Annotated in this window: 23 protein-coding genes and 2 pseudogenes; 8 read left to right on the top strand and 17 right to left on the bottom strand. The window is 61.4% G+C overall.

Annotation, left to right across the window (positions count from 1 at the left end; translation table 11 throughout):
* Window positions 1-126 precede the first annotated feature (126 nt).
* Entirely contained in the window at window positions 127-1,125 is a 999-nt protein-coding gene (locus NKH80_RS11120; RefSeq protein ID WP_352991552.1) for a nicotinate-nucleotide--dimethylbenzimidazole phosphoribosyltransferase, read from the top strand.
* A 4-nt stretch (window positions 1,126-1,129) separates the two neighbouring features.
* On the opposite strand, the gene NKH80_RS11115 is transcribed toward NKH80_RS11120, so the two are convergent.
* The gene (locus NKH80_RS11115) at window positions 1,130-2,644 is read right to left on the bottom strand and encodes a sensor histidine kinase (protein ID WP_352991549.1); all 1,515 of its coding nucleotides are present in this window, start codon (window positions 2,642-2,644) and stop codon (window positions 1,130-1,132) included.
* A 75-nt stretch (window positions 2,645-2,719) separates the two neighbouring features.
* Between NKH80_RS11115 and NKH80_RS11110 the strand changes: the two genes are divergently transcribed.
* The 4 genes and pseudogenes from NKH80_RS11110 to NKH80_RS11095 all read left to right on the top strand — a co-directional run bounded on the left by NKH80_RS11110 (window position 2,720) and on the right by NKH80_RS11095 (window position 5,315).
* Window positions 2,720-3,343, top strand: coding sequence for a thermonuclease family protein (locus NKH80_RS11110; protein ID WP_352801605.1), 624 nt, complete (start codon window positions 2,720-2,722; stop codon window positions 3,341-3,343).
* 41 nt (window positions 3,344-3,384) lie between these two features.
* Window positions 3,385-3,996: a glutathione S-transferase gene (locus NKH80_RS11105; RefSeq protein ID WP_352991546.1), complete on the top strand. Its 612-nt coding sequence runs from the start codon at window positions 3,385-3,387 to the stop codon at window positions 3,994-3,996.
* Window positions 3,997-4,018: 22 nt separating this feature from the next.
* A pseudogene (locus NKH80_RS11100) lies at window positions 4,019-4,627 on the top strand (uracil-DNA glycosylase family protein); the annotation flags it as partial.
* A gap of 196 nt (window positions 4,628-4,823) precedes the next feature.
* On the top strand, window positions 4,824-5,315 hold the full coding sequence (locus NKH80_RS11095; protein ID WP_006333679.1) for an Lrp/AsnC family transcriptional regulator: 492 nt from the start codon (window positions 4,824-4,826) through the stop codon (window positions 5,313-5,315).
* Window positions 5,316-5,326: 11 nt separating this feature from the next.
* On the opposite strand, the gene NKH80_RS11090 is transcribed toward NKH80_RS11095, so the two are convergent.
* The 12 genes and pseudogenes from NKH80_RS11090 to NKH80_RS11035 all read right to left on the bottom strand — a co-directional run bounded on the left by NKH80_RS11090 (window position 5,327) and on the right by NKH80_RS11035 (window position 13,768).
* On the bottom strand, window positions 5,327-5,899 hold the full coding sequence (locus NKH80_RS11090) for a DUF3299 domain-containing protein (RefSeq protein ID WP_352645704.1): 573 nt from the start codon (window positions 5,897-5,899) through the stop codon (window positions 5,327-5,329).
* A gap of 68 nt (window positions 5,900-5,967) precedes the next feature.
* Complete coding sequence (locus tag NKH80_RS11085) at window positions 5,968-6,549, bottom strand: GNAT family N-acetyltransferase (protein ID WP_352898898.1); 582 nt, start codon at window positions 6,547-6,549, stop codon at window positions 5,968-5,970.
* Window positions 6,509-7,213: a DNA alkylation repair protein gene (locus NKH80_RS11080; protein ID WP_352898895.1), complete on the bottom strand. Its 705-nt coding sequence runs from the start codon at window positions 7,211-7,213 to the stop codon at window positions 6,509-6,511. Before NKH80_RS11080 ends, NKH80_RS11085 begins: the two co-directional genes overlap by 41 nt.
* A 9-nt stretch (window positions 7,214-7,222) precedes the next feature.
* A pseudogene (locus tag NKH80_RS11075) lies at window positions 7,223-8,098 on the bottom strand (NAD(P)-dependent oxidoreductase); the annotation flags it as partial.
* Between the two features lie 58 nt (window positions 8,099-8,156).
* Window positions 8,157-8,984: an ABC transporter permease gene (locus NKH80_RS11070; RefSeq protein WP_254817257.1), complete on the bottom strand. Its 828-nt coding sequence runs from the start codon at window positions 8,982-8,984 to the stop codon at window positions 8,157-8,159.
* Window positions 8,981-9,694, bottom strand: coding sequence for an ABC transporter permease (locus NKH80_RS11065; RefSeq protein ID WP_254817256.1), 714 nt, complete (start codon window positions 9,692-9,694; stop codon window positions 8,981-8,983). The genes NKH80_RS11070 and NKH80_RS11065 overlap by 4 nt, the downstream gene beginning before the upstream one ends.
* Before the next feature lie 118 nt (window positions 9,695-9,812).
* A complete protein-coding gene (locus NKH80_RS11060; RefSeq protein ID WP_352898892.1) occupies window positions 9,813-10,595 on the bottom strand; it encodes an ABC transporter substrate-binding protein in 783 nt (260 codons plus the stop codon).
* A gap of 212 nt (window positions 10,596-10,807) precedes the next feature.
* Window positions 10,808-11,317, bottom strand: coding sequence for a molybdopterin-guanine dinucleotide biosynthesis protein B (mobB, locus tag NKH80_RS11055; RefSeq protein ID WP_352645712.1), 510 nt, complete (start codon window positions 11,315-11,317; stop codon window positions 10,808-10,810).
* Window positions 11,314-11,943 (bottom strand): molybdenum cofactor guanylyltransferase MobA, encoded by a 630-nt coding sequence (gene mobA / locus NKH80_RS11050; RefSeq protein ID WP_352478875.1) that lies wholly within the window; start codon window positions 11,941-11,943, stop codon window positions 11,314-11,316. The genes mobB and mobA overlap by 4 nt, the downstream gene beginning before the upstream one ends.
* A 65-nt stretch (window positions 11,944-12,008) precedes the next feature.
* On the bottom strand, window positions 12,009-12,929 hold the full coding sequence (locus tag NKH80_RS11045; RefSeq protein WP_352991539.1) for a DMT family transporter: 921 nt from the start codon (window positions 12,927-12,929) through the stop codon (window positions 12,009-12,011).
* Between the two features lie 123 nt (window positions 12,930-13,052).
* Window positions 13,053-13,409, bottom strand: a complete 357-nt coding sequence (locus tag NKH80_RS11040; protein ID WP_352991536.1) for a hypothetical protein — start codon at window positions 13,407-13,409, stop codon at window positions 13,053-13,055.
* A 155-nt stretch (window positions 13,410-13,564) separates the two neighbouring features.
* On the bottom strand, window positions 13,565-13,768 hold the full coding sequence (locus tag NKH80_RS11035) for a hypothetical protein (protein WP_352991533.1): 204 nt from the start codon (window positions 13,766-13,768) through the stop codon (window positions 13,565-13,567).
* 16 nt (window positions 13,769-13,784) lie between these two features.
* On the opposite strand from NKH80_RS11035, the gene NKH80_RS11030 reads away from it, so the two are divergent.
* A complete protein-coding gene (locus tag NKH80_RS11030) occupies window positions 13,785-14,330 on the top strand; it encodes a hypothetical protein (protein WP_352991530.1) in 546 nt (181 codons plus the stop codon).
* 52 nt (window positions 14,331-14,382) lie between these two features.
* On the opposite strand, the gene NKH80_RS11025 is transcribed toward NKH80_RS11030, so the two are convergent.
* Both NKH80_RS11025 and moaA read right to left on the bottom strand, forming a co-directional pair.
* Window positions 14,383-14,817: a hypothetical protein gene (locus NKH80_RS11025; protein ID WP_352991527.1), complete on the bottom strand. Its 435-nt coding sequence runs from the start codon at window positions 14,815-14,817 to the stop codon at window positions 14,383-14,385.
* Window positions 14,818-14,911: 94 nt separating this feature from the next.
* Window positions 14,912-15,907 carry a GTP 3',8-cyclase MoaA gene (moaA, locus tag NKH80_RS11020; RefSeq protein WP_352991524.1) on the bottom strand — a complete coding sequence of 332 codons (996 nt, stop codon included), beginning with the start codon at window positions 15,905-15,907 and terminating at the stop codon, window positions 14,912-14,914.
* A gap of 202 nt (window positions 15,908-16,109) precedes the next feature.
* On the opposite strand from moaA, the gene NKH80_RS11015 reads away from it, so the two are divergent.
* Complete coding sequence (locus NKH80_RS11015; protein WP_023717628.1) at window positions 16,110-16,463, top strand: gamma-butyrobetaine hydroxylase family protein; 354 nt, start codon at window positions 16,110-16,112, stop codon at window positions 16,461-16,463.
* Window positions 16,464-16,480: 17 nt separating this feature from the next.
* Here NKH80_RS11015 and NKH80_RS11010 read toward each other — a convergent pair whose 3' ends face one another.
* Window positions 16,481-16,909, bottom strand: a complete 429-nt coding sequence (locus NKH80_RS11010) for a nuclear transport factor 2 family protein (protein WP_352991521.1) — start codon at window positions 16,907-16,909, stop codon at window positions 16,481-16,483.
* Window positions 16,910-17,070: 161 nt separating this feature from the next.
* Here NKH80_RS11010 and NKH80_RS11005 point away from each other — a divergent pair, with 161 nt between their 5' ends.
* Window positions 17,071-17,682: a pyridoxamine 5'-phosphate oxidase family protein gene (locus NKH80_RS11005; RefSeq protein ID WP_352689333.1), complete on the top strand. Its 612-nt coding sequence runs from the start codon at window positions 17,071-17,073 to the stop codon at window positions 17,680-17,682.
* A gap of 27 nt (window positions 17,683-17,709) precedes the next feature.
* On the opposite strand, the gene NKH80_RS11000 is transcribed toward NKH80_RS11005, so the two are convergent.
* A complete protein-coding gene (locus tag NKH80_RS11000) occupies window positions 17,710-18,162 on the bottom strand; it encodes a MarR family winged helix-turn-helix transcriptional regulator (protein WP_352689332.1) in 453 nt (150 codons plus the stop codon).
* Window positions 18,163-18,177 lie beyond the last annotated feature (15 nt).

The raw sequence follows: 18,177 nt of genomic DNA, 5'->3' as shown, positions 1-18,177 counted from the left end.
CAAGCCCTCCGGGATGCGCCGCCAACGGGTGCTTTCGCGTCAATACCTCGAAGTTGTGCCGAGGTTGTGCCGGCCCGCCAAGGCGGCTATGCCGCTCACCAATTCACAAGGACGATTGCCATCGACATGACCAGCGCACTGCCTTTCGACGATTATCGCGACCTCCTGGTGAGCCTGCCGCCGGCAGATATGGCTGCCAACACCCGCGTTCGCCAGTTGTTTGCCAAGGCAGACAAGCCCGAAGGCTCGCTTGGCCGCATCGAGGACATCGCCGCCTGGCTCGCCGGCTGGAGCGGTCGCGCGCCGCCGGTGGTGACTCGACCATTGGTGGCGATCTTTGCCGGCAATCATGGCGTCACCCGCCACGGCATTTCGCCGCGCCCCGCCGCCGCTACGGCAAATGCAGTCGAGCTCTGCGCCGCCGGCGGTGCAGCGATCAACCAGATCTGCATCGCCAACGATCTCGGCTTGAAGGTGTTCGATCTGGCTCTGCACATTCCGACAGCCGACATCACCGAGGATGCGGCACTGGACGAGCGCGGTTGCGCCGCCACCATGGCCTTCGGCATGGAAGCGATTGCCGGCGGCACCGACCTGCTTTGCCTTGGCGACCTCGGCGTTGGCAATTCGACTGTCGCCGCGGCCCTTTGCACCGCACTGTTCGGCGGCACCGGCGCCGACTGGGTCGGCCCCGGATCAGGGGCCGACGCAGCGATGCAAAGGCGCAAGGCGGAGGTGGTCGATGCCGCGGTCGCGTTTCACGGCGCGAGCCTCAAGGACCCGCTGGAAGCGCTGCGCCGGGTCGGTGGACGGGAATTCGCAGCGATCTGCGGCGCCATTCTGGCGGCGCGGATGCAGAAGATCCCGGTGCTGCTCGACGGGTTTGCGGTGACTGCGGCCGCTGGCGTCCTACATACCGCCAACCCCGCCGCGCTCGATCACTGTCTCCTCGCAAGCCTGTCGCCGGAGCCTGGCCATGCCAAGGCCGCCGAGCGCCTCGGCCTTCGCCCGCTACTCGATCTGGGCGTCAGTCAAGGCGAGGGGGTAGGGGCGGCGCTTGCCGCCGGCCTGGTCAAGGCGGCCGCGCTGACCAGCTCCGGCATGGCAGCCGCGGTCGGCGGTTAAGCATTCAGCGGCGGCGCGAAGCAACCGCCTTGGTCGGCAGCGCCGGCAGTTCCTCCATCACCCGGCTCAGCGGGAAGATGGCGATCGCCTCGGTCCCTTCGCGCAGCCTGGAATGGAGCTGGAATTCACCGCCATGCATGGCCAGCAGGCCTTGCACGATCGGCAGGCCAAGCCCTGTACCCTGTTCGGCGCTCTTGATGGCGATCGAGCCCTGGCCGAAGGCCGAGAGCACGATCGGAATCTCGTCTTCCGGTATGCCCGGCCCATTGTCCTTGACGGAGAGATATTGCCCGCCGCCCGCCGTCCAGCCGACGCGCACGCGGATTTCGCCGCCGGTCGCGGTGAACTTGATGGCGTTGGACAAGAGGTTGAGCACAATCTGCCGCACCGCCCGTTCGTCGGCAAACAGGCGCGGCAAGGCGTTTTCGAAATCCTGGACGATGCGGATGTCCTTGTTGCGCGCCTTCAACTCCATCATGTGGCAGCAATCCTCGACGACGGAAAGCAGGATCATCGGCTCCTCATTGAGCTGATAACGGCCCGCTTCGATACGCGACAGGTCGAGGATTTCGTTGATCAGGTCGAGCAGATGCTGTCCGGAGTCGTGCACGTCACGGGCATAGTCGCGGTATGTCGGGTTGCTCATTGGGCCGAGCACCTCGTTGGCCATCACTTCGGAAAAGCCGAGAATGGCGTTGAGCGGCGTGCGCAATTCGTGGCTCATCGAGGCCAGGAAACGCGATTTCGCCAGATTGGCGTCTTCCGCCCGCCGCCGTGCCTCGTCCGACATCGATTTCGCCGTCTCCAGTTCGGCGATCAGCGCATCCTTTTCGGAGCGGAACGAAAACAGCATCAGCGAGGAACGGTTGAGCTGGCGCGCCACATAGGCGAAGAACGGCAGCGACGAGATCAGCAACCCGGCCATGATCATTTCGACCGGCATCCATAATTTTGCACTGGCATAGGCATAGATGGCGACCGGGAGGGCGAAGGTCGCCAACAGCGCACCGCGAAGGGACGATGCCAGGATCGCGGTTGCCGACATGGCGAGCAGCAGCACCACCGCCTTGGCGACCTGGAACTGGTCGATTTGGCAAGCTTCGCAGCCAAGCCATGCGAACCAGGCCCAGCCAAGCCCGCAAAGAAAATGGCCGATCAGGAAATCCCTGTGCGTCTCCAGCGGGTTGAGCTCGGACGCTTGCGTGACGCGTCTCGCCATGAACGCAACGATGGTATAGCAGATGAATGTGAACAGCGCCCAGACGCCGATCTCCTTGCCGAGGCCCGCGAACAAGCCTGCCGCGGCCGTTGCCAGAACGAGCAGCGGGATAACGATCACGCCGCCGGTCATCGAAAGCGCGTGGAGCTTCAACAGCTCGCGGTCGAAGTCGGGATTTCCGGCTTGCTGCGAAAGACGGTCGCGCGTCTTGCGCACCGCGCGCGCGACATCGCTGTTGCGATGGCGTTTCCTGCGGTCCACAATAAACTTGTCCGCCGTGGTCGAGCGTTGCAGGGGCATGAAGTCTTCAATTTACGCGGGCAGCAATTTCAAATCGTTAAGCTACGTTCGAATGATTAACCAACGGTTTGCCATATGAGCCGTTCGTGGTCGCGATGGCCGCGCCAGCGATACTATGCGCCACGTCCGCGAAGCCTGTGGCGCCGACTGATGGACTATGGGCTGACACTCATCGTGCTGGGCCTGCTGATCCTCCTGGCGGCGCGCCTCGACCGGGTGGAGACGCGCAAGACGGAGGGTGCGGCCACCGTCAATGACGGCGATAGCATGACGCTCGGCAGCGAGCGCATCCGCATGCGTGGCATCGATGCGCCGGAATATTCGCAAATCTGCCGCAAGGACGGTGCCGACTATCCTTGCGGCAAGCTCGCGCGGCAATCCCTGGTGCGGTTGATAGCCGGCAAAGCGGTCTCCTGCAGCGGCTGGCAGCGCGACCGCTACGGCAGGCTGCTCGGCGACTGCAAGGCCGGCGGCAAGGATCTCAACCGCGCACAGGTCGAGGCCGGCTGGGCGGTCGCCTTTGGCGATTTCGAGACCGAGGAAGCTGCTGCGCGCGCGGGCAAAGCCGGCATCTGGGGCGGAACTTTCGACGAGCCGAAGAACTGGCGCGAGAGCCACGGCCATGAGCTGGTCGAAAGAAAGCACGGCGCCTTGGCGTCGATCGGCGATGCACTGCGTGAAATTTTTCGCTTCTGGTGAGTTGTGCCTATAGTTCGTCGGGACGGACGAGGAGGATGGAGATGAAGCTGTTCGACGGCGGGCGCGCGCCCAATCCACGTCGGGTTCGGATTTTTCTGGCCGAAAAGGGACTTCCGGTTCCGCTGATGCCCGTCGACATGGGCGCGCTGGAGCACAAAGAGCAGCCGGTCAGCTCGCGCAATCCGCTGAAGCGTCTGCCGGTGCTCGAGCTCGATGACGGCACCATCATCACCGAATCCGTCGCAATCTGTCGTTACTTCGAGGAACTGCACCCCGAGCCGGCTTTGTTCGGGCATGGGGCGCTCGGCAAGGCAATCGTCGAGATGTGGCAAAGACGTCTGGAGTTCAATTTGTTCGGCTGCGTCGCCGCGGCCTTCCGGCACATCCACCCCGCAATGAGGGAATGGGAGATCCCGCAGATCCCCGAATGGGGCGAGGCCAACAAGCCGAAGGCGGTCGAATTCCTGAGATTTCTGGACACTGAGCTCGCCGGCAGGGAATTCGTCGCCGGCGATGCCTATTCGATCGCTGACATCACCGGGCTGGTCGCCATCGATTTCATGAAGCCGGCTCGCATCAAGGTACCCGAAGAGTGCACCAACGTGCTGCGCTGGCATCGGGAAATCTCCAGCCGGCCGAGTGCCGCCGCCTGATAACGAGTCCCAAATGAGCGAACAGTTGGAAGCCCTGGCGGTGAGGGTGCGTGCCTGCCGCATCTGCGTCGATAAGCCAGCCGGCAGGCCGTTGCCGCACCAGCCGCGTCCGGTGCTCCGGCCATCGTCGAGCGCCCGCATCCTGATCGCCAGCCAGGCGCCGGGTACCAAGGTCCACATCACAGGGATGCCGTTCACCGACGCCTCCGGCGACCGGCTGCGAAGCTGGCTGGGCGTCGGCAGCGAGGAATTCTATGATACGGACAAGTTTGCCATCGTGCCGATGGGTTTTTGCTTTCCCGGTCAGGACGCCAAGGGCGCCGACCTGCCGCCGCGCCGCGAATGTGCGCCGGCCTGGCGCGCATTGCTGATGGCACTGATGCCGCAAGTCGATCTGGTACTGACGATCGGCACCTACGCCCAAAGCTGGCATATGGGCGCGGCGCGCCGTCCCTCGCTGACAGAAACAGTCATGGACTGGCGCGCCATCTGGGCAGCGTCGACTGACCCGAAGATCGTGCCGCTGCCGCACCCGTCCTGGCGCAACACCGGCTGGCTGAAGCGCAATCCATGGTTTGAAATGGATTTTCTGCCCTTTCTGAGATCGGAAATCCGCTATCGCCTCGGCTAAGCGTTCAGCAAGAAATCACTCGCTTTTGCGCTATTCAACAGAATTTCTTTCTTGTAATAGGCTTGAGCAAGAGGGAATATGGTAATCTATTCCTCGAAGCGTGTCGCATGACGGGACGCGCGTTAAATTCTTGTTTTCATGCATGTCGTTGTGCCAAAGCCGCGCATTTTGACGATTTGCATCAGGGGAGCACCCAATGGACCGCCTCGATAGAAAAATTCTCCGCCTCCTTCAGGAGGATGCGACGCTTGCAGTCGCCGACGTCGCCAAGAAGGTCGGCCTGTCGACGACGCCGTGCTGGCGGCGCATCCAGAAGCTCGAGGAAGAGGGCGTCATCAAGCGGCGCGTTGCCATCCTCGATCATGAAAAGGTCAATGTGCGGGTGACGGTGTTCGTCTCGATCCGCACCAATTCGCACAGCCATGAATGGCTGCGGCGCTTTTCGGAGGTCATCCAGGAGTTTCCCGAAGTGGTCGAATTTTACCGCATGAGCGGCGACGTCGACTATCTCTTGCGCGTCGTGGTGCCCGACATCGCCGCCTACGACGCCTTCTACAAGCGGCTGATCGCCAAGATCGAGATCCGCGACGTGTCGTCTTCCTTCGCCATGGAGCAGATCAAATACACGACCGAGATGCCGCTGGATTACATGGTGCTCGACAAGGAGTCCGGCGCCAACGCCGCCTGAGATTCTTTTGCTTAGTTTTTCTTTTTGTTGAGGAAAGTCCAGGGCGAGTTGACCGGCAGCGTGATCGTGTCCGGCACGGTGCCGACGTCGACCACCTCGGCCTTGCGCACAGCGTAGCCCGACTGGATGACACTTACGCCGTCAAGGATAAAAAGCTGACTCTTCTCCATGCCCGGCTGCAAGGCGCCGGTCACCGAAACCGGCTGGTAGGCCTCAGACATCCGGTAGGGTTGGGCAGGCGTAACGAGGACGATCTGGTTGGGCGGCGGCGTCGGCATATGGCTGCAGGCCCCCGTCCAGGGCACCAGCAGGAATTGGTAGACGAGATCACCGTCGCGATCGACCGGCAGTGCATAGCCCGCGAGTTGTACGGTCTTGTCCTGCAAGTTGAGTGACAGCGTTTCGCCATGATCCGGCATTTTGGCCGCGATCATCGGCAGCCCGACGCTTTCGGCGGCTGCCTGGCTCGCCGGGCGCAGATCCTTCCAGAAAATATGCATCGTCCCGGCGCAAGCGTTGCCTGCGACAACAGAGACGAACACTGCGGCTGCAAGCGTCGCGCCTGACTTGAGACGGTTTTTCATTCCTGCTCCACTGCTGGGCCTTGATCTGCGGCCTATGCCAGCAAGTAAAGCTGCCGCTGTCGCCAAGGTCAACGTTCAAGCCGCATGACATGCCGGCGCGAGCCGGTCATGCCGATCTCGCGAAAGCCGCGGGCGACGAACATGTCACGAAAACCCATGAAGCTGTAGCTCGGCGATGCCTGGTCGACCGGAAAAGCCTCGATCGTCGTGGCACCTTTGGCAAAGGCGTGATCGATGGCTGCATCAAGCAATGCGCTTGCCAGCCCGCCACCGCGCAACGCTCTCGGCACAAAGAAGCAGACGATCGACCAGATCCCGGCCTCGCGGTCGTCCTGCTGTCGTGACAACTTGCGGTAGCTCTCGCGCGGCGCGACCGAGCACCAGCCGACGGTCCGGCCATCGAACTGGGCGACAATGCCGACCGGCGTGCCGGCGTCGATCAGCGCCATCATCGCGCGTTTCTTCTCGTCGTTCTCGACATGCTCGCGGCGGTCGAGATTGCGCCAAGCCATACACCAGCAGTATTTCGGCCCGCCGGGTTGCTCGAACAGGTTTTCGAAATCGGCGCGCGTCGATTGCGTCACCTCCGTGAAGCGCACTTCGCTCAGGTCAAGCTTTTCTGGCGGCGAGCCGTTCGAGCGTCTTGGCATCGGAGAGTTCCTTCACGGCATCCTTGCCGATCCAGCGAGCAGTCCTGTCTGTCGAGGCCGCCAGTTTTAGCGCCACGGCAAGGGCAGGGCCGTGCAAATTCACCGATCGCTTGCCGATCGAACGAAGCGCCCAGTTCACGGCCTTCTTCACAAAATTGCGGCCGTCGGTCGCATGCGCTTCGATGATCGGCAGGAATTCGAGGAAGGTCGTCTCGGGTTCCTTCTTCCGGTGGATCACCGACCAGGCCATCATCGCAAAAGCCGTGCGTCGAACAAATTCCCGTTCGTCGACCGCGAATTCGGCGATCAATTCCTTCCAGCAATCCGTATCGACAAAGAGATCGGACACCCCGTCGACGATATCCCAGGAGTCGAAAGTCGCCGCCCATCGTCTTGCATCCGCGGCGGAGAACCGCTCCGGATCGGCTGTCACGGAAGCGATGAACTGCGCTTCCATGATGCCTGTCTGCCAAAGCTCAAAGGCACGCTCGTGGTTGCGCTTGATTTTCTTGGCAATCTGCCGCTGGAGGCCATGCGAGATACCGAGCGCACGTTCGATCTTGATGCCGTAGCGCAGCATGCCAAGTCGATTTTCCTCCGAGGCGATCGAGCGCAGATGAGCGACAATTTCATCGGCGCTGGATTGACGCGAAAGCTCGGCCACGGCGAAATCCTATTTCTCCAACCGCGCCAGCAGCGAGGACGTGTCCCAGCGCTTGCCGCCCATCGCCTGCACGTCCTTGTAGAACTGGTCGACGAGTGCCGTCACCGGCAGTTTGGCGCCGTTGCGGTCGGCCTCGGCGAGGCAGATGCCAAGATCCTTGCGCATCCAGTCGACGGCGAAGCCGAAATCATATTTGCCGGCATTCATCGTCTTGTGCCGGTTCTCCATCTGCCAGGAACCGGCCGCACCCTTGGAAATCACCTCTATGACCTTTTCGATGTCGAGCCCAGCCTTCTTGCCGAAATGAATGCCCTCGGCCAAGCCCTGAACGAGGCCGGCGATGCAGATTTGGTTGATCATCTTGGTGAGCTGGCCAGCCCCGGCCGGTCCCATCAATCCGACCATGCGGGCATAAGCATCTATGACAGGCTTCGCCCTGTCGAAGGCGTCGGGCTCGCCGCCGATCATCACGGTCAGCATGCCGTTCTCGGCGCCTGCCTGACCGCCGGAGACCGGGGCGTCGAGGAACGAAAACCCGAGCGCTTGCGCCTGCTGCGCCAGTTCGCGCGCGACCTCGGCCGATGCCGTGGTGTTGTCGACGAAGATGGCGCCTTTCTTCATGGAATTGAAGGCGCCTCGGGCGCCGGTCGTCACCGAGCGCAGGTCGTCGTCATTGCCGACGCAGGAAAAGACGAAATCCTTGCCCTCGGCCGCCTCGGCTGGCGTCGCGGCGAGGCTGCCGCCATACTGGGCAACCCACTGCTCGGCCTTCGCCCTGGTGCGGTTGTAGACGGTGACGTCGTGACCACCCTTGTTCTTGAGATGCCCGGCCATCGGATAGCCCATGACGCCAAGACCGAGAAATGCCACCGAAGCCATGTTTTCGAATCCCTTAGAAGCCTGCTTTGCGGTCTTCTTACCGGATCAGGCAAGGCGATGGGAGTCAGCGGTGCAGATGGATGGTGATGCGCCGTTCGATCCACTCGACGCCGTGGCGCAGTGTTTCAACGATGACCAGATAGATGATCGCCGCCCAGATATACGACTGAAAGTCGAAGGTGCGCGCATAGGTGAGCCGGGTGATGCCCATCAAATCGTAGACCGTGATGATGGCGACGATCGCCGAGCCCTTGATCATCAGGATGATCTCGTTGCCATAGGGGCGCAGCGCCACAATCAGCGCCTGTGGCAGGATGATTTTCCACATCGTCTGTAGTTTATGCAGGCCGAGCGAGGCGGCACCTTCCCATTGGCCCCGCGGCACGCTCTCGATCGCGCCACGCAAGATCTCGGCCTGGTACGCGGCCGTATTCAGCGAAAAGGCGAAGATCGCGCAGTTGAACGCTTCGCGGAAGAAGCCCCATAGTCCGACCATCTCGAGCTCCGGCCGGAAGGAGCCGACCCCGTAGTAGACCAGGAAGGTCTGCGCCAACAGCGGCGTGCCGCGAAAGAAATAGACATAGGCATAGGCGAACCCCGAAAGGATCGGGTTCTTCGACATGCGTGCATAGGCGATCGGTACCGACAGGATCGCGCCAAGCACAATCGAGATGGCAACCAGCAACAGGGTGATGCCGAGGCCGGATATGTAACCGGGTGCATATTTCTGGAAGAACTCCGGGTTCCACGCAGCGACTAGGTAGACGACCATGCCAATGCCGAGAGCGATCCACAGGCCGACCAGGACATGGCCGAGGATGCGTTGGCGCGACCAGCCGCGTGCGGGCGGCGGCGGCCGGTCGACCTTCAGCGCGTCGGTGGCAAGGCTCATCTCTTGACCTCGCTGCCGCCGACCGCTCGTTCGATCGCGTTGATGCCGAAGGAGGAGACGATCGCCAGCAGGAGATAGATCAGGCCGGCAAAACCGTAAAACAGGAACGCGTGCTTGGTGACGCGAGCGGCAACCCCGCTCTGGCGGAGGATCTCGTTGAGGCCGACGGCCGAGACGAGGGCGGTGTCCTTGAGCAGGATAAGCCAGAGATTGGCAAGTCCGGGCAACGCGATGCGGATCAACTGCGGCAGCACGATCAGCCGCATAGTCTGGCCGCTGGACAGGCCAACCGAATAGCCTCCCTCATATTGCCCTTTTGGAATGGCGCGGAACGCGGATAAAAACACCTCGCTGGAATAAGAGGAAAAAATGAAGCACAGCGCGATCATACCGGCGACGAAGCTGTTGACGTCGGCGGACGTTCCGGGGCTCACCAGCCGGACAAAGTACTGCAGGATCAATGGGATGCCGAAGAAGATCAGAAACAGCGTGAGCAGCTCGGGTATTCCGCGAAAAATCGTGGTGTAGATGTTCCCGGCCAGTCTCAGCGACGGCTCTTCCGACTGTTTGGCCAGCGCCACGAAAAAGCCGAGCGTCAGCCCGAAGGGCAGAGTGGCCAGCGCAAGACATACCGTAACAAATACACCCGCAGCGATATCGTCGAGCCAGCCTTCGGGTCCCCAACTGAGAAGCGTCAGTGCGCTCTGCATCCGCCTGCCTGTTCTCCTTTAGGCTCTTTGAGACCCGTACCGCATCACCCCTGGTGCGCGGCAACCTTATAAGAACGGCGGGAATCTCCCGCCGTTCACGTCCTCCTATGTCGGTCGATCAGGACTCGCCGCCATAAACATCATATTTGAAGTATTTGTCGTTGATTTCCTTGTACTTTCCGTTTGCGCGGATGGCGTCGATCGCCGCATTGAACTGGTTGACGAGGTCGGTCTCGCCCTTGCGCACGGCAATGCCGGCGCCCGGACCGTGGATTTCGATAACCGGCTTGATTGTGCCGACCAGCTTGCAGCAGGCGCCGTCCGGCGAATCCAGCCATTGCTGCAGCACGACGACGTCGTCATTGGCGGCATCGAGCCGACCATTGGCCAGATCGAGCTGGTATTCCTGTGCGGTCGGGTACGGCTTGACGGTGCTTTCGGTATAAGTCTTGGTCGAATAGTTGAAATGCGTGGTGGACGCCTGCACGCCGATCGTCTTGCCGGCCAAATCTTCCTTGGTGACACCCTTGATGTCGGTGTCCTTGGGCGCGGCGATCGCCGGCGGCGTATTGTAATATTTGTGGGTGAAGTCGACCTTCTCGGCGCGTTCCGGCGTGATCGACATCGACGCGACGATGGCGTCGAACTTGCCTGCCTGAAGGGCTGGAATGATGCCGTCCCAGTCCTGCGCGACGAAGGTGCACTTCACCTTCATCTCGTCGCACAGCGCCTTGGCGATGTCGATATCAAAGCCCACGAGTTGGCCGTCGGCGGTGAGGTTGTTGAATGGCGGATACGCTCCCTCGGTACCGATCCTCAAGGTTTTTTCCTGGGCCTGGGCAACGCCAAGCGTCAGCAGCGCAGCCGAAGCGGCGAGCGCGATACGCAGTGCAATACGCATAATGGTCCTCTCTGTTGGTCCCGGCCGTCGTTCCCGAACGGCTCTGTGGGCGGTGCTTTTGACCGCCCGCTGGCGCGATACTCCCATTGTTTCCCAAGAAAAAGCAACTGCAAAAACCGTCGCTTGAGGGAAGGTCATGTTCAGAAAACGGTGACGCTGGGTCAAACGCCTAAATGGAGAGAAAGTGGCCGGAACCCCCTGCGGCCGCGATCTCAGCGCGTCAGGCCGGTGGCGCGCTCGATGAAGTCAGCTATCGAATTCGTGTCGTCGAGATCGAAGGCCGGCAGGTCTTCGCCGACAATGTGGAAGTCGGAGGCGATGGCGACAATGTGTGGATCGGCTGCAGAGAGCGGTGTCCGGTCCTTGGCCTCGAGCCGTCGCGTCTCGATTTTCTTGTGCGCCTCGCGCTTGTAACCCTCGACCAGCACGATATCGGAGGGTGCCAGCCGTGACAGGATCGCGTCCAGCGTCGGCTCGTCCTCGCCGCGCAATTCGTGCATCAGCGCCCAGCGCCTGCCCGACACGACCGCGACCTCCATCGCTCCCGCCTGCCGGTGGCGAAAGCTGTCCGCTCCGGGTTTGTCGATGTCGAAATCATGATGGGCGTGTTTTACCGTCGACACTTTCCAGCCGCGCCGGACGAGCTCGGCCACCAGCTTTTCGGTCAATGTCGTCTTGCCGGAGTTCTTCCAGCCGGTGATGCCAAAGATACGTCTTTTCATGGCTCGATGCTCTGCAACAGATGCGCGGCCTGGGCAAGGTCGTCGGGAGTGTTGATGTTGAAGAACGGATCGATCTCGGCTCCGCCGGATTTCAGGATGGGAAATTCCACCTCGACAAAACCGTGCCGGTCGATGAACGCCGCAACGCGCCGGTTGTCTTCCTCGACGAGAAATTGTCGCAAGGCCTGATCTAACCCTAGCGGCCAGAGTGCAAAGGTCGGATGCCGTTTTCCGCCGGAACAGGAGACCGCGATAGAGCCCGGGCGCGCATAGGCTGCCGCGAGCAGCCGCTCGACCATGTCCTTGGGCAGGAAAGGCGTATCGCCGGCAGCCGTGACCAGCGCCTGGCAGGCCGTGTCGGAAGCCCATTCAAGGCCGGTCAGTATCCCGGCAAGCGGCCCGGCATAACCTTTGACGGTGTCGGCAAGCACCGGAAGCCCCGTCGCGGCAAATCGTGTCGGATCGCCATTGGCGTTTAGCGCAAGCGGGCCGACCTGCGGGCCAAGGCGCGAAACGACACGGTCGAGCAAGGTGCCGTCGCCAAGCGCAAGCAGGGTCTTGTCGCCGCCACCCATCCGGCTCGATCGGCCGCCGGCCAGAATGATCCCTGCGATATGTCGGCCCATCGTTTGCTGCCTAGACCCAATGACCAAAATCCAGTTTTCAAATCGGACAGTCGTCGACAGTCATCCTATATGCCGTCCGGCGCCATGTCCGGTCCAGTGCTTTCGGCGGCTGTTTTTCGCCGGCCGACGATCCGTTCGCGGTAGAGTGCATAGAGGCCTGAGGCGATGATGATCGTGGCACCGACGATCATCGGCAGATCCGGGACATCGCCGAAGATCGTGAAGCCAAGCAGGATCGACCAGAGCAGGGCGGTGTAACGGAACGGCGCGATGAAGGAGATATCGCCCACCCGCATCGCCGTGATGATGAAGTGGTAGCCGATGAGCACGAGCACTGCCGCCAGCGCCAGAAACGCCGTGCTTTGTCCTGTCATCGGTGTCCAACCGCCCATCGGTGAAAGCAATGCCGCGCCCAGAAACGTCATGGCAAGGGCGGTGGCGCTCGACACCAGCAATGTCGGAATTGCCTGCGGTATCCGCTTGGTGACGAGATCGCGCACCGCACAGCATGCCACGCTGGCCAGCGCCAGCAGAGAAAAGACGCTGAACCCTTCGAAGCCCGGCCGCACGATGATCAGCACGCCGGCAAAACCGACGGCAATAGCCAGCCAGCGCCGCCAACCGACGCCCTCGTTGAACACAAGCGCTGCGCCCATCGTCACCGCCAGCGGCAGCGCCTGCAGCACGGCGGAGACATTGGCGATCGGAAGATGCGCCAGAGCAACCAGGAACGACACCGTGGCGCCGGCCTCGCTGGCAACGCGCAGCGCAACGGTCGGCTGCAGCATCGAACCTGGCTGAGCAAGCGCGCCGCGTTGCCACGCAAGCAGGCCAACGAAAAGCGAAGCGAAGGCGCCGCGGATCAGCATGACCTGCGCCATGTTCATCGATTCCGACGAGAATTTGGTGATAGCGTCGTTGAGGGTGAAACCAGCCATGGCCACCATCATGAACAACGCGCCGCGCAGGTTTGGCGAAAGAGGCAAGGCAGATTACCGGGTGAGTCCTGCAGCAAGCGTCTAGCAGGCACCCGCAAAACAGCAACGTCAAAGGGCTGGGCCACAGCCTTTCTATGGCCCGTAACATCTGTCGCGCAAGAGCGGCAGGGCTTATTTGGGCGTCAGTACCTCGGTGCCGTTGCCTTCCTTGCCGGCAATCGTCCACAGGCCACGCAGCGAGCCGTCGTCCTGCACCTTGTAGACGACAAGACCGACCGCCTTGCCCATGACATAACCGGCGGAGAAGGCATCGTCGTTGCGCATGCAGATGCCGTCCGAGGACGAGCCGCCCGTCTCCCAATGGATCGTGCAGGTCGTCTCGCTGGTCAGCGTGATCGTCGCGTTGCCACCATAGGACGATCCATCGAAATTGGTGCCGGCCACGGCATAGGTGCCGCCGATCAACTGGGCCGCCGCGGGCAGGGCCGCGAGGCTGAGCAATGCAAGAGAAAGAATGAGTTTGCGCATATCGTATTCCCCCACTGGGCGAAGAACCGCTCCAGAGCAGAGGCTAGGCCCGAATGGGCTTGCGGTAAATCCGGTGACCGTTTGCGGACAAGACCTTTTCTGGGTGTGACCCCGAAAGGTGCCCTTTTAAAGATTCGGTTCGGATAGCAAATCGATCACACTGCCGCTCGAGGAAAATTCTCGACGAGAGCAATTTGCTCGGCAAGAGTCGCCAAATTGGTCATTGTAGGCTTCTGGTCTTGTCCGGGGAGGTGGTCCATGACGAATGCACGAGGCAATGCGGCCAGGCTTGGCACAGGCAGCAGGCGGCACGTTTCGTCGGCTTTCCGGTTCTCTTCTGCACTGGCGGTCATCTTCATGGCGATAGCGCCTGCGTTGGCCGAGAACGGCGCTTCGGCGTCGGCAGTCGAACGGATGTCCACGCCGGGTCACGAAGCGAATGAGCTCGCTCGCCGCATCGGGAAATGGAACGTCGTCAACACGATCTGGCCAACCCCCGGTGCGCAGCCGATCGTGATGACCGGGCTGGTGGCCGAACGTACGATGATCGGCCCCTTCATGCAGGAGGTGATGCGCCCGGCGCCCGGGTCGAAAATCCCGGACTTCCAGCGGATAGCCTATTTGAGCTATGACCGGGTGGAGGGCCGCTGGAAGTATGTCTCCATGGACACCCGTTTCCCGGCAGGGATCATGCCCGCCTGGAGTTTTGGTGGCGAGGAGGACGGCAAGATTTCACTGCTTTTCGAGCCGCTTGGTTTCGTCGGCTTCGGGCCCGAGGTCGAAGGGCGATTCACGGCCTCCGATTTCATCATTTCCAGGGACGGCGACAATCACGAAGTGGCCGAGCAACACTTCCTCCAGGCCAATGGCAGCGGCAGGAAATGGCTCGCCGTGCAGTACGACTACACGCGTCAGCCTTAATTCATCAGCAAAAAACAATAGGCTGCGAATAAGTTCTGACGTCGCAGGATGCTCACGGTCCCCTGAGGCTGCCGGCGATCGCATCGACGAGCGGGTCGTATTTCGATTTCAGGGCTGGCGGATAGTCGATCCAGATCGTGCGGATGACACCGTCCTTTCCGAACAGGCGGCGTTCGTAGAAGATGTTCCCGCCTTTGATGCCCGACAGCACCGCCCAGTCCTTGCCAGTCTTGCTGTAGGTGATCCTGTAGCCAGGTTCCTTGCTGGCCCTCTCGGCGGAGACGAAGGCCCTCGGGGTGTCATCATCGATGTTGAGAATGCCCGAGCAGATCAGGCTGGCGCCATCGGCAGTGAGCCATTGTTGTCCATCGCCATTATCCGGCTCAGGCTGGCGAAGAGTGAAGATTTCATCGGGAAAGGTGCAGACGGTACCGAAGCGCTCGTTCGTATAGGTAAATGGCGCGGCGACTGCCGTGGTCCCCGCCATCACTCCGAAAAACGTCAGGACTGCAAAAAACCGCTGCACGCCTTGCCTCGCGCCGATACCAAGGCGATTATTCTTGCACGAAATCGGCGAAAAATCAGCCGCCGGTGACGCTCATATGCCGCGACACCGACGGACGGTTGGTGCGGCGATCGATGATGAAGTCATGGCCTTTCGGCTTGCGGCCGATTGCTTCGTCGATGGCATCGGCGACCAGCTCGTTGCCTTCCGACGCACGCAGCGGCGCTCGCAGGTCGGCGGCATCTTCCTGGCCGAGGCACATGTAAAGAGTGCCGGTGCAGGTCAGCCGGACCCGGTTGCAGCTTTCGCAGAAATTATGCGTCATCGGCGTGATGAAGCCCAGCCGTCCGCCAGTCTCGGCGACTTGGACATAGCGGGCCGGGCCACCGGTCTTGTAGGGAATGTCGCTTAGGGTGAACTGGCGCTCGAGTGCCGCGCGCAGCAGCGACAGCGGCAAATATTGGTCGGTGCGGTCGGCATCGATCTCGCCCATCGGCATGGTTTCGATGACCGTCAGATCCATGCCGCGGCCATGCGCCCAGCGCAGCATGTCCGGCAATTCGCCATCATTGAAGTCCTTCAACGCCACGGCATTGAGCTTTACCTTCAGCCCGGCGGCCTGCGCGGCGTCGATGCCGTCCATGACCTTGTCCAGATTGCCCCAGCGGGTGATCTGGTGGAATTTGTCGGCATTGAGAGTATCGAGCGAGACGTTGATCCGCTTGACGCCGCAGTCGGCGAGCTCGGCGGCAAAGCGGGAAAGCTGCGATCCGTTGGTGGTCAGCGTCAGCTCTTCCAGCGCACCGCTCTCGAGATGCCGCGAAAGCTGGCGCACCAGGTGCATGATGTTCTTGCGCACCAGCGGCTCACCGCCGGTGAGGCGGAGCTTGCGCACGCCCTTTTCGATAAAGACCGTGCAGAGCCGGTCGAGTTCTTCCAGCGACAGCAGGTCCTTCTTGGGCAGGAACGTCATGTCCTCGGCCATGCAATAGGTGCAGCGGAAATCGCAGCGGTCGGTGACCGACACGCGCAGGTAGGTGATCGTGCGACCGAAAGGATCGATCATATCCATGCTTATGCGCTTCCCGTGGCCGTGAACGGCTTCGTTATATATGGCTATGTGATACGAGCGAACTTGCCATTCAAGATAGAAGCTCGCGATCTTCGGTAACATTCCGACGCCGACAGATCATGTCGGAACTTTCGATGCGGCCTTTTCCCTCGATACGAAGCGGCGTAGGGAAGGGCAGTTCTCCGCAGGATCCACCACCATGATGACAGCGCCGAAGGAACTCAGGGTCTCGAAAGATCGCAAGCTGCTTTCCGTGACCTTTCCGGGCCATCAGCCGTTCGAGTTGCCGGCCGAGTTGCTGCGCGTCGCCTCGCCATCCGCCGAGGTGCAGGGCCATTCGCCCGAACAGCGCGTCACCGTTCCCGGCAAGCGCAATGTGGCGATCCTGAAGATCGAGCCGGTCGGCAACTATGCCGTGCGCATCACCTTCGACGATTTCCACGACACCGGTATCTTCACCTGGAACTACCTGCATACGCTGGGTCATGAGAAGGACGCACGCTGGGCCGCCTATCTCGCCGAGCTGGAAGAGAAGGGGCTGAGCCGCGACCGCTGAATGGTTTCGCGGTATGCTCAGCGCAGGATCGCCAGGATCTCGCCGGTGTCATAGTAAAACGGCGTGCCTTCGATCAGTCGGTCATCCTTGAAGCGCAAGACTTCGGCAAACGGCTGTATGATTGTTGCACCAGTGGCTCGCGACGTCAGCGAAAGCATGCAGATCATGAACACCACGTTATCGTTCTGGGCGCTTTGAAGATCCTCCACCGCCACGTCGCTCCAGATTTCCCGCATCTTGCGGAAAAGAGCGCCAACGCCGTCGAGGCCATTCCAGTCACCGGCATAGGGCAGGGACTGCGGCTCATGCACCACAATCTCGGCATGGAATGCGCTGGCAAGCACATCGAGGCTTTCCGATCCTGATTGCAGGAAACGCATTTTAACATTGAACATGTTTTCAATAAGTTCCATGGCGGTGCGTCGCCGGTCGAGCGGTTTATCCATTTTCGGTCTCCGTATCCGTCGGTGCGATTGTGTAGGTGAAAGCGGTTTGCCCTTCTTCGCGTTGCCTCGACACCCGTTTCCTGATGACCGGCAAGCGGGCACGATGTCGTGAAAACGTCATGCATCTGGAGTAGCGCCGGCAAAGCTTTGGAGACGAAAACATGTCCATGATCACCAGCGTCGAACAGCTCGAAACGCTCTATGGCCTGCCTGGCGAGGCGTCGGTGGTCAAAGAACTCGATCAGCTGATTCCCGAATACGCAGCTATCATCGAGGCTTCGCCGTTCGCCGTGCTCGCAACCTGCGGGCCTGAAGGGCTGGACTGCTCGCCGCGCGGCGATCTCGCCGGCTTCGTCCGCATCCACGATCCGAAAACGGTGATGATGCCAGACCGGCGCGGCAACAACCGTGCCGATTCGCTAAGGAACATCCTTCGCGATCCGCGCGTCGCGCTCCTGTTCCTGGTGCCGGGTTCCGGCACGACGCTGCGCGTCAATGGCCGCGCCCACATCACCACCGATGCCGCGCTCTGCGACTCGTTCGCAGTCGAAGGCAAGCCGGCGCGCTCGGTGACGGTCATCGAGGTCGATGCGGTCTATTTCCAGTGCGCCCGCGCCATCCACCGGTCGGAGTTGTGGAATCCGGCAAGGCATGTCGACCCGAGATCGCTGCCGACTCCCGGCCAAATCCTGGAAATCACCAGCCGCAAGAACATCGACGGCGAGGTCTACGACAAGGAATGGCCGGAGCGCGCGAAAAAATCGATGTGGTGAAGCACTTGTTGGTGGAGCGCTGGGCTGTCAGGCGGTCTTCAAAACCTCGGCAACCCTACGCATCTGTTCGCCGATCATGTCGCATTGCTCCGGCGTCGACTGGCTCATCGCCTTCTCGATCAGCGCCATATGGACCTTCAGCGCCTGCATCAGCAGTGCCTCGCCGGTCTCGGTCAACGTCAGCCGCAGCACGCGCTTGTCCTTCTCGTCGCCCTCGCGGCGCAGCAGGCCACGAGTCTCCAGCTGCGGCAAAAGCATGGTGATGTTGGAGCGACCGACCAGCAGCCGGCGAGCGAGGTCGTGCTGCGACATGCCGGGATGACGGTAGAGGTTCATCAGCACGTCGAGCTGCGCCGGCTTCAGGTCGAGCGGCGCCAGCTTCACCGCCAGGGTGCGTTCCAGCACGTGGCATGCGCGCGCCACTGCCACCCAGTTGCGAAAGCGCGGGTTGTCCCAGGGCAGGTCTTGCTTAATGTTCATGTTTGAACTATTATG

The organism is Mesorhizobium sp. M0904 (assembly GCF_040319475.1).
Lineage (GTDB): Bacteria > Pseudomonadota > Alphaproteobacteria > Rhizobiales > Rhizobiaceae > Mesorhizobium.
Note: the sequence above shows the minus strand (reverse complement) of the source record. Positions and strands in the feature narration are given on the sequence as shown.

What these genes read in the sequence shown, in the direction of transcription:
- NKH80_RS11120 (WP_352991552.1), top strand. Translation starts at nt 127, where the DNA reads ATGACCAGCGCACTGCCTTTCGACGATTATCGCGACCTCCTGGTGAGC.
- NKH80_RS11115 (WP_352991549.1), bottom strand. Translation starts at nt 2,644, where the DNA reads ATGCCCCTGCAACGCTCGACCACGGCGGACAAGTTTATTGTGGACCGC.
- NKH80_RS11110 (WP_352801605.1), top strand. Translation starts at nt 2,720, where the DNA reads ATGAGCCGTTCGTGGTCGCGATGGCCGCGCCAGCGATACTATGCGCCA.
- NKH80_RS11105 (WP_352991546.1), top strand. Translation starts at nt 3,385, where the DNA reads ATGAAGCTGTTCGACGGCGGGCGCGCGCCCAATCCACGTCGGGTTCGG.
- NKH80_RS11095 (WP_006333679.1), top strand. Translation starts at nt 4,824, where the DNA reads ATGGACCGCCTCGATAGAAAAATTCTCCGCCTCCTTCAGGAGGATGCG.
- NKH80_RS11090 (WP_352645704.1), bottom strand. Translation starts at nt 5,899, where the DNA reads ATGAAAAACCGTCTCAAGTCAGGCGCGACGCTTGCAGCCGCAGTGTTC.
- NKH80_RS11085 (WP_352898898.1), bottom strand. Translation starts at nt 6,549, where the DNA reads ATGCCAAGACGCTCGAACGGCTCGCCGCCAGAAAAGCTTGACCTGAGC.
- NKH80_RS11070 (WP_254817257.1), bottom strand. Translation starts at nt 8,984, where the DNA reads ATGAGCCTTGCCACCGACGCGCTGAAGGTCGACCGGCCGCCGCCGCCC.
- NKH80_RS11065 (WP_254817256.1), bottom strand. Translation starts at nt 9,694, where the DNA reads ATGCAGAGCGCACTGACGCTTCTCAGTTGGGGACCCGAAGGCTGGCTC.
- NKH80_RS11060 (WP_352898892.1), bottom strand. Translation starts at nt 10,595, where the DNA reads ATGCGTATTGCACTGCGTATCGCGCTCGCCGCTTCGGCTGCGCTGCTG.
- mobB (WP_352645712.1), bottom strand. Translation starts at nt 11,317, where the DNA reads ATGAAAAGACGTATCTTTGGCATCACCGGCTGGAAGAACTCCGGCAAG.
- mobA (WP_352478875.1), bottom strand. Translation starts at nt 11,943, where the DNA reads ATGGGCCGACATATCGCAGGGATCATTCTGGCCGGCGGCCGATCGAGC.
- NKH80_RS11040 (WP_352991536.1), bottom strand. Translation starts at nt 13,409, where the DNA reads ATGCGCAAACTCATTCTTTCTCTTGCATTGCTCAGCCTCGCGGCCCTG.
- NKH80_RS11035 (WP_352991533.1), bottom strand. Translation starts at nt 13,768, where the DNA reads ATGAAGATGACCGCCAGTGCAGAAGAGAACCGGAAAGCCGACGAAACG.
- NKH80_RS11025 (WP_352991527.1), bottom strand. Translation starts at nt 14,817, where the DNA reads ATGGCGGGGACCACGGCAGTCGCCGCGCCATTTACCTATACGAACGAG.
- moaA (WP_352991524.1), bottom strand. Translation starts at nt 15,907, where the DNA reads ATGGATATGATCGATCCTTTCGGTCGCACGATCACCTACCTGCGCGTG.
- NKH80_RS11015 (WP_023717628.1), top strand. Translation starts at nt 16,110, where the DNA reads ATGACAGCGCCGAAGGAACTCAGGGTCTCGAAAGATCGCAAGCTGCTT.
- NKH80_RS11010 (WP_352991521.1), bottom strand. Translation starts at nt 16,909, where the DNA reads ATGGATAAACCGCTCGACCGGCGACGCACCGCCATGGAACTTATTGAA.
- NKH80_RS11005 (WP_352689333.1), top strand. Translation starts at nt 17,071, where the DNA reads ATGTCCATGATCACCAGCGTCGAACAGCTCGAAACGCTCTATGGCCTG.
- NKH80_RS11000 (WP_352689332.1), bottom strand. Translation starts at nt 18,162, where the DNA reads ATGAACATTAAGCAAGACCTGCCCTGGGACAACCCGCGCTTTCGCAAC.